The sequence below is a fragment of the Streptomyces katrae genome (genome assembly GCF_000966975.1).
Lineage (GTDB): Bacteria > Actinomycetota > Actinomycetes > Streptomycetales > Streptomycetaceae > Streptomyces > Streptomyces katrae.
Window position 1 is genome coordinate 1 of the sequence record NZ_JZWV01001014.1, and the last position, 7495, is coordinate 7495.

Consider the following 7495-nt stretch of genomic DNA (forward strand, 5'->3'; position numbering starts at 1 on the left):
CTCCCGGCCCCGGGACGAGCCCTTTCCGGCCGACGCCGGAGCACCTTTCCGACACACACACTCATGCAACTGTACGCATCATGCGTACAGCGTGCGCAGCCAGGTAGGCTGAGGGCATGTCCTCTTCAGAGCAGCAGACTTCCGCCCCCGTCCCCTCCGTCTGGGCCCGGCCCCGCCGGCAGAAGGAGCAGCCCGCGCTCAGCCAGGAACAGATCGTCGCGGCGGCCGTCCGGCTGCTGGACGCCGAAGGCATCGAGGCACTGAGCATGCGCAGGCTGGGCACCGAGATGGGCACGGCCGCCACCTCCCTCTACCGGCACGTGGCCAACAAGGACGAGCTCATCGAACTGGTCGTGGACGAGGTCTACGGGGAGCTCGAACTCCCCGAGACCACCGGCCCGGACGGATGGCGCGAGGCCCTGGCGCACAGCGGGCACAGCCTGCGCGGCATGGTCCTGCGCCACCCCTGGGTGGCGTCCGTCCTCGGCCAGGTGGGCCTCGCGCACCTGGGCCCGAACCTGATGCGCATGTCGGAGCGGATGCTGGGCATGGCCCTTGCGGCCGGGTTCCCCAAGGCCGAGGCGGACCTGGCGATGAAGGCCGTCATGTCCTACGTGCTCGGCGCGTCGACCAGCGAGGCCTCCTACCTCTCCCTGCTGGCCCGCAGCGGCAGGAGCGAGACCGAGTGGCTGGAGTCCCTGGTGCCGGCCTCCCAGCAGGCCCTGGCGGACCACCCGCTCACCCAGGACCACGCCACCGCCTGGCAGGGCAAGGACCCGGGACTGCTCCGCGAGGAGATCTTCGACTACGGACTCCAGCGGATCCTCGACGGCCTGGCGACCCGGCTCGACCGGAGCTGAACCCCGCTCAGGAGAAGGTCAGTTCGCTTCCCTCGCCGAGCGGGGCGAAGAACCGCTCCACGGACGCCGCGCGGACCTGGACGAGGGCCGCCGGGTTCCAGCGCGGCCGGCGGTCCTTGTCGATCACCTGGGCGCGGATGCCCTCGACGAGGTCGGGGGCGGACGACAGCGCGGCGCTGGAGACCCGGTACTCCTGCTCCAGCACCCGCTCCAGCGAGTCCAGGGCGCGGGCGCGGCGCAGGGCGGCCAGGGTGACCTTCAGGGAGGTCGGGGACTTGGCGTGCAGGGTCTGCGAGGCCTCCCGCGCGGCGGGCAGGCCCGTGGCCAGCAGCCGCTGGTGGATCTCCTCGACGGTGTCGGCGGCGTAGCAGTGGTCGATCCACTCCCGCTCGGCGGCGAGCGGGACGGCGGGCGCGGTGGCGCCGTCGAACTTCCCCAGCACCTCGTCCACGGGGGCGAAGGTCAGCTCCCGGGTGAACTCCTCCAGCCAGTCGGACGGCAGGTAGTGGTCGGCGAGCCCGCACAGGACGGCGTCGCCCGGACCGACCGCGGTACCGGTCAGGGCCAGGTGGGTGCCGAGTTCGCCGGGGGCACGGGAGAGGAGGTACGTGCCGCCGACGTCCGGGACGAAGCCGATGCCGGTCTCGGGCATGGCGACCCGGGACCGCTCTGTGACGATGCGGACGCTGCCGTGCGCGGAGAGGCCCACCCCGCCGCCCATGACGATCCCGTCCATGAGGGCGATGTACGGCTTGGGGTAGCGGGCGATGCGGGCGTTGAGCCGGTACTCGTCCCGCCAGAAGGCGAGGGAACCGGTGGTACCGGCCTTGGCGTCGGCGTGGATGGCCCGGATGTCACCCCCGGCGCACAGGCCCCGCTCACCGGCCCCGCGGAGGAGGACCTGCCGGACGGCGGGGTCGTGTTCCCAGGCCGTCAGCGCCTCGCCGATCCTCAGCACCATGGGGTGGGTGAGGGCGTTGATGGCCTCGGGACGGTTGAGGGTGATCAGGCCCGTACAGCCTTCGGTGCCGATCTGAACGGTGTGGTCTTCGGTCTTCACAGGCGCCAGTATGTCGGGTCCGGCGCCCTATGAAGATCCTTTCTGACGATCTTGTCATGTCTGACGCCTTCGACCCGAACAGGCCCGTGCCCGGCTGCTGCGGGACGACCTGGTCGACCACCCCGCCGTACTGTAGGCGCGGCAGCGATGGACCCGGCCAGCCGACCCGGGAGGCGGACTGAGCATCCGTCACCACCCCTCACCACACCGCCGACAGGAGCCCGTATGACCACCTCCGACCTCACCCTCGACTCCGCCACCGCCCTGGTGCTCATCGACCTCCAGCAGGGCATCCTCGCCCTGCCCACCGCCCGCCCCTCCGGCGAGGTCCTCGCCCGCGGCATCGCGCTCGCCGAAGCCTTCCGCGCCCACAAGCTCCCGGTGGTGCTGGTCAACGTCGCCTGGTCGCCCGACGGCGGAGACCTGCCCAGCACCGACGTCGACCGCCCCGGCCCCGCCTCCGCCCCGCCGGCCGCGTTCTCCGAGATCCCGGCCGAACTCGCGGCCCTCGGGGACATCACCGTCACCAAGCGGCACTGGGGCGCCTTCACCGGCACCGAGCTGGACCTCCAGCTGCGCCGGCGCGGCGTCCACCGCATCGTGCTGGCCGGGATCTCGACCAGCGTGGGGGTCGAGTCCACCGCGCGTACCGCCTGGGAGCACAGCTACGGGCTGGTCTTCGCCGAGGACGCCACCGCCGACCTGGACGCCGACTCCCACGCCCACACCTTCGGGAAGATCTTCCCGCGGATCGGCCGGGTCAGTTCCACCGCCGAGATCATCGCCGCGCTGGACGCCCTCCGCTGAGCTCCGCCCGGGCCCGCGGCTCGGGCGGGCGCCGGACCTCGGGCGGGCACGGCACCTCCGCCCAGACGCACTTGCCGACCGCCCCCGGGCGCGAGCCCCAGGCCCGGCCCAGGCGCTCCACGATGAGCAGCCCGTAGCCGCCCGGCCACCCGTCGGCAGCCCCCGGCCGCGCACCGGACCCCGTACGGGAGCCGGGCGGGACCGGGGGCTGCGGGCTCCTGTCCGTGACCTCGACGCGCAGCCGGTCCTCCGTGCAGTCCAGTACGAGCGCCCCCGGCCCGCCCCCGTGCCGGCAGGCGTTGGCCACGAGCTCCGAGACCAGCAGCAGGACGTCCTCCACGGCCTCGACCACCTCCGGCGTGCCCGCGGGCAGCCAGTGCCAGGCGGTCAGGGCACGGCGGGTGAAATCGCGGCTCCGCGAGACCTGGTCCGTCAGGCCGTCGAAGACCAGGAGCCAGTTCCGGCTGACCGTCGTTCGCCCTTCCATGGTCCTGCGGCCCTCCCCTCGCTCCTCATCTGGCGGGATTCATCCCAGCGCCTGTTCGACGTCCTCGTGGACCGGGAAGACGCTGTCCGCTCCGGTGATGCGGAACATCCGGGCGACGGGCCCGCCGAGGCCCGCCAGTTCGAGGGAGCCACCGGCGTCCTCGATGGCGATCCGGCCGTGCAGCAGGGCGTTCAGCCCGGTGGAGTCGCAGAACCGGAGCCCGGACATGTCCACCACCAGCCGCCCGCCGCGGCCTGCCGCGGCCGCCAGGGCCTGCCGGAGGGGTTCGGCCGTGTCGTGGTCCAGCTCGCCGCCGAGCGTGAGGAGAACCGCCCCGTCCACCGTCCGTACCGCGACGCTGAACCGTTCGTCTTCCGTTCCCGGCATCACCATCCGGCATCACCCTTCCCGCGCGCTTCCCTGCGCCTGCCCCCGGGCCGGCGCCCTATGCATGCATACCCCGTCTACCCCCGGTCCGCGGTGACCAGCCAGGCCGTGCCGAGCAGGCGGACCGCGCCGTCTCGCTCGTACGGACGCAGGTGCCGGGTCAGCACCCGTCGGGCCTCGGCGGCCGCCCCGGGGGCGGCCTGGGCGAGCAGGTGGTGGCCGGGCCCGGTGCCGAGGAGGAAATCGGCGGCGTCCTGGGCGTCGTCGCCCCACACCCCGTACGCCTCGGTCCGTACGGCCCGGACACCGGTGAATCCGGCGGCGGTGAGCAGGGCCGCGGTCCGGTCGGGGTCGGCCAGGGAGAACATGCCCGGGCTGCCCGGGGCGGCGAAGTCGCCGACGGGCAGGATGCCGTCCAGGGCCCGGAAGGCCTGCGTCCACTGGTTGGCCCCCGCCTCGGCCGGGGCGACGAAGGCCAGGCGGCCGCCGGGGCACAGGGCTCCGGCGATGTGGGTGAAGGCGGCCGCCGGGTCGGCGAAGAACATCACGCCGTACCGGCTGACGGCTCGGGTGAAGGAACCCGGCGCGAAGGGGTGCACCTGGGCGTCCCCCTGGGTGAACACGACATTGCCGACGCCCTCGGCCCGGGCGGAGGCGCGGGCCCGGGCCAGCAGGGGTGCCGACAGGTCCAGTCCCTCCGCCATGCCGCCCCCTCCCCCGGCGCCGTCCCCTGCGGCGGCCAGCCGGGGCCGCGAGCCGGGTCGTACGGCCTGCACCGCAGCCGATGTCGAGGACGCGGTCGCCGGGGCCGATGGCCGCCGCGGTGAGCAGGGGTTCGTTGAAGCCGTCGTTCACGGCGTCCCAGCGCTCCTGGTGGGTGGCCCAGTAGGTGCCGTCGTAGCCGTTCCACGCCTCGGCCTGGGCGGTGTTGGCGATACCGGTGTCGGGCAGGTCTGGCATGGTTCGGTCGCCTCCGGTGCGGAAAACGAGAATGGGCGTACGCCCAAACCTTGGGCGCTACAGTATGGGCAGATGCCCATACCCGCAATCACCCACCGTCGCCCTCTCGAAACCGGAGCGTCCCGATGTCACCCCGTGGAGTAGCCATCCCGGACCTGCGCGAGCGCCTGTTCGCCGCCGCCGAACGCGTGGTGGCCCGCGACGGCGCCGCCGGACTCACCAGCCGGGCGGTCACCGCCGAGGCCGACTGCGCCAAGGGCGTGCTGCACACGCACTTCGCGGGGCTGGACGGGTTCGTGGCGGAACTGGTCCTGGACCGGTTCGCGCGCGGGGCGCGGTCGGCGCGGGCACTGGCCGGGCGGGCCGGGCAGGGCGAGGTGGCCGGCAACCTCGCCGAGGTGGCCCTCGGCCTGCTGGACTCCCTGGACCCGGGGGTCGTCGGCCTCGCCCTCACCCGCCCGGCCGCCGCCCTGCACACGCGCGAGGCGCTGCGGTCGGGGGCGCCGGGGTTCGCGGGGGTCGAGGAGTCGGTACGGGCCTACCTGGAAGCGGAGCGCGCACGGGGGCGGGTGCCGGCGGGGCTGGACTGCGGGGCGGTGGCCCTGGCCCTCGTCGGCACGGTCCACCACCTGCTGATGACCCGCGACCCGGACGGCCCGGACCCCGCCGAGACCACCGCCCACCTGATCGCCGCCCTGGTCCCCGCCCCGCTCACCTAGATGCCTGTTCCGGGCCGCCTAGACGAGGTCGGCCCGCGCCGGGGTGTCGTCGAGGAAGCCGCCCGACTGGTGCTGCCAGAGCCTGGCGTAGGCCCCGTCCGCGGCGAGCAGTTCCTGGTGCGTGCCCTGCTCGACGATGCGTCCGTGGTCGAGGACGACGAGCCGGTCCATCGTGGCGACGGTGCTCAGCCGGTGCGCCACCACGAGCGCCGTCCGGCCGTCCATGAGCCGCCACAGGGCGTCCTGGACGAGGATCTCGCTCTCGGAGTCCAGCGCGCTGGTCGCCTCGTCGAGCAGCAGGACCGGCGCGTCGCGCAGGATGGCCCGGGCGAGGGCGACCCGCTGGCGCTGCCCGCCGGAGAGCTTCACCCCGCGCTCGCCGACCATGGTGTCGAAGCCGTCGGGGAGGGCGTCGGCGAACTCGGTGACGTGCGCCGCCTCGGCCGCGCGGCGGATCTCGGCGTCCGTGGCGTCCGGCCGGGCGAAGGCGATGTTCTCGCGCAGGGTGCGGTGGAACATGGCCGGGTCCTGGGGCACGTAGGCGATCAGGCTGCGCAGGTCGCTCTGGGAGAGCCGGCTGATGTCCTGCCCGCCGATCCGGATCCGTCCGCCGTCGATGTCCGTCATCCGCAGCAGCAGCCGGGTGAGCGTGGTCTTCCCCCCGCCGGAGCGGCCGACCAGGCCGATCTTCGATCCGGCCGCCACGGCCAGGTCGAGGCCCTCGAAGAGCGGTTCGGAGCCACCCGGGTGGGTGAAGCGCACCCCTTCGAAGGACACGTCGGCCGCCTGCCGCCCGAGCGGCTCCGGGCAGGCCGGGTCGAGCACCTTCGGCGGGGTCAGCAGCAGTTCGGTGAACTGCGCGGCCTCCGTCATCGAGCTCTCCAGGCGGCGGTAGATCTGGTTGAACTCGAACATGATGCGGGTGGCGTTGCCGTAGTACGTGAAGGCGACGACGACCGCCTCCACCCCGTGGCCGCTCCCGGCGAGCGAGACGGCGAGGAACAGGCCCAGCGCGTTGGTCAGCACGGACATGGGCGCCACGATGGTGTCGATGCGCAGGTTGCCGTAGTCCCAGGAGCGCAGCATGAGCCGGCGCGACTCCGCGACCCGCGACCGGTGTTCGGCGGCCTCGCGCCGCTCGGCGGCGAACGCCCGCACCGTGTCCATGTTCATCAGGCTGTCGGCGACGTGGCCCGACACCCGGGCGATCGCCTCCTCCCGCTGGTCGACGAGCGCCTGCCGGCGGCGGATCAGGGGGGCCACGCCCAGCGCCGTCACCGCGATCATCACCAGGAGCCCGACGACCAGCAGCGGGTCGTACTGCCAGAGCACCACCGACCCGAACAGCAGCGGCACCAGCCGCCCCACGATGTTGAAGGTCAGCGCGTCGACGAACTCCTCGAAGCGGGAGGCGAAGCTCAGGACCCTCTTGGTGAGCGAGCCGGCGAAGTTGTCGTGGAAGAACGCGGCGTCCTTGGCGAAGAGTTCGTCCAGGCCGATGACGTACAGGCGCTCGACGCCCAGGGCGTCGACGCGGTTGAGGCAGTGCAGTCCGAGGCGCCACATCCCCTCGGAGAGGAGGAGGACGGCGGCGAAGCCGGCGAGGTAGGGGAGCATGGCACCCGTCCGGGTGGCGGCGCCCTCCGAGATCCGGCCGACGAGTTTGGCGACGACCAGCGGCGCCACGTAGTTGATGCCGACGTTGCCCAGCGCCGGGAGCAGCATCGCGGGGGCGGTCCAGCGTTTGAGGCGGGCCATCTCCCGCCCGTAGTAACGGAGTGCGAGGAACACCGAGCCCCTGCTCGGCGTACTCTTGGACGATTCAGGCATTCCCGTACCAACCCTGCTGTGTCGGACCGTCAGAGAAGGTTCCGCAGTGTTCCGCAAGGGCGCCCGTACGGTCCATCCATTTTTCGACCGGTACGGGCATCACGCACTGTAGGGGAATGGGCGCGGTGCGCGACAGGGCGCCTCGGGCACGCCGCCCCGTCAATCGCCGGCCCGGTCCAGTTCCTCGTCCAGGGAGAGCGCCGCGGCGATGAGCGCCAGGTGCGTGAACGCCTGCGGGAAGTTGCCCAGTTGCTCTCCGGTCGGACCGATCTCCTCCGCGAACAGGCCGACGTGGTTGGCGTAGGTGAGCATCTTGTCGAAGGCGTACCGGGCCGCCTCCAGCCGGCCGGCGCGGGCGAGGGCGCCGACGTACAGGAAGGTGCAC

9 protein-coding genes are annotated in these 7495 nt (G+C 73.0%); 3 read left to right on the forward strand and 6 right to left on the reverse strand.

Translation table 11 applies throughout. From position 1 onward, the window contains the following. The first annotated feature begins 116 nt into the window (after window positions 1-116). On the forward strand, window positions 117-860 hold the full coding sequence (locus VR44_RS31320) for a TetR/AcrR family transcriptional regulator (protein WP_045951000.1): 744 nt from the start codon (window positions 117-119) through the stop codon (window positions 858-860). A gap of 7 nt (window positions 861-867) precedes the next feature. Here the strand turns inward: VR44_RS31320 and VR44_RS31325 are convergent, their stop codons facing one another. Then, window positions 868-1920 (reverse strand): enoyl-CoA hydratase/isomerase family protein, encoded by a 1053-nt coding sequence (locus VR44_RS31325; protein WP_045951001.1) that lies wholly within the window; start codon window positions 1918-1920, stop codon window positions 868-870. Between the two features lie 225 nt (window positions 1921-2145). Between VR44_RS31325 and VR44_RS31330 the strand changes: the two genes are divergently transcribed. After that, the gene (locus tag VR44_RS31330; RefSeq protein WP_045951002.1) at window positions 2146-2727 is read left to right on the forward strand and encodes a hydrolase; all 582 of its coding nucleotides are present in this window, start codon (window positions 2146-2148) and stop codon (window positions 2725-2727) included. Here VR44_RS31330 and VR44_RS31335 read toward each other — a convergent pair. The 3 genes from VR44_RS31335 to VR44_RS31345 all read right to left on the reverse strand — a co-directional run bounded on the left by VR44_RS31335 (window position 2699) and on the right by VR44_RS31345 (window position 4305). Continuing rightward, on the reverse strand, window positions 2699-3214 hold the full coding sequence (locus tag VR44_RS31335; protein ID WP_094192039.1) for an ATP-binding protein: 516 nt from the start codon (window positions 3212-3214) through the stop codon (window positions 2699-2701). The genes VR44_RS31330 and VR44_RS31335 overlap by 29 nt on opposite strands. Before the next feature lie 39 nt (window positions 3215-3253). Continuing rightward, a complete protein-coding gene (locus VR44_RS31340; protein ID WP_245692605.1) occupies window positions 3254-3601 on the reverse strand; it encodes an STAS domain-containing protein in 348 nt (115 codons plus the stop codon). Window positions 3602-3678: 77 nt separating this feature from the next. Continuing rightward, entirely contained in the window at window positions 3679-4305 is a 627-nt protein-coding gene (locus VR44_RS31345; RefSeq protein WP_425424551.1) for a methyltransferase domain-containing protein, read from the reverse strand. 381 nt (window positions 4306-4686) lie between these two features. Here VR44_RS31345 and VR44_RS31350 point away from each other — a divergent pair, with 381 nt between their 5' ends. Continuing rightward, entirely contained in the window at window positions 4687-5280 is a 594-nt protein-coding gene (locus VR44_RS31350; RefSeq protein ID WP_045951004.1) for a TetR/AcrR family transcriptional regulator, read from the forward strand. A gap of 18 nt (window positions 5281-5298) precedes the next feature. On the opposite strand, the gene VR44_RS31355 is transcribed toward VR44_RS31350, so the two are convergent. Continuing rightward, window positions 5299-7110, reverse strand: a complete 1812-nt coding sequence (locus tag VR44_RS31355) for an ATP-binding cassette domain-containing protein (protein ID WP_094192040.1) — start codon at window positions 7108-7110, stop codon at window positions 5299-5301. A gap of 159 nt (window positions 7111-7269) precedes the next feature. Further along, window positions 7270-7495, reverse strand: a 226-nt coding sequence (locus VR44_RS31360) for a glycoside hydrolase family 15 protein (protein ID WP_045951006.1), incomplete at its 5' end; no start/stop codon positions are given.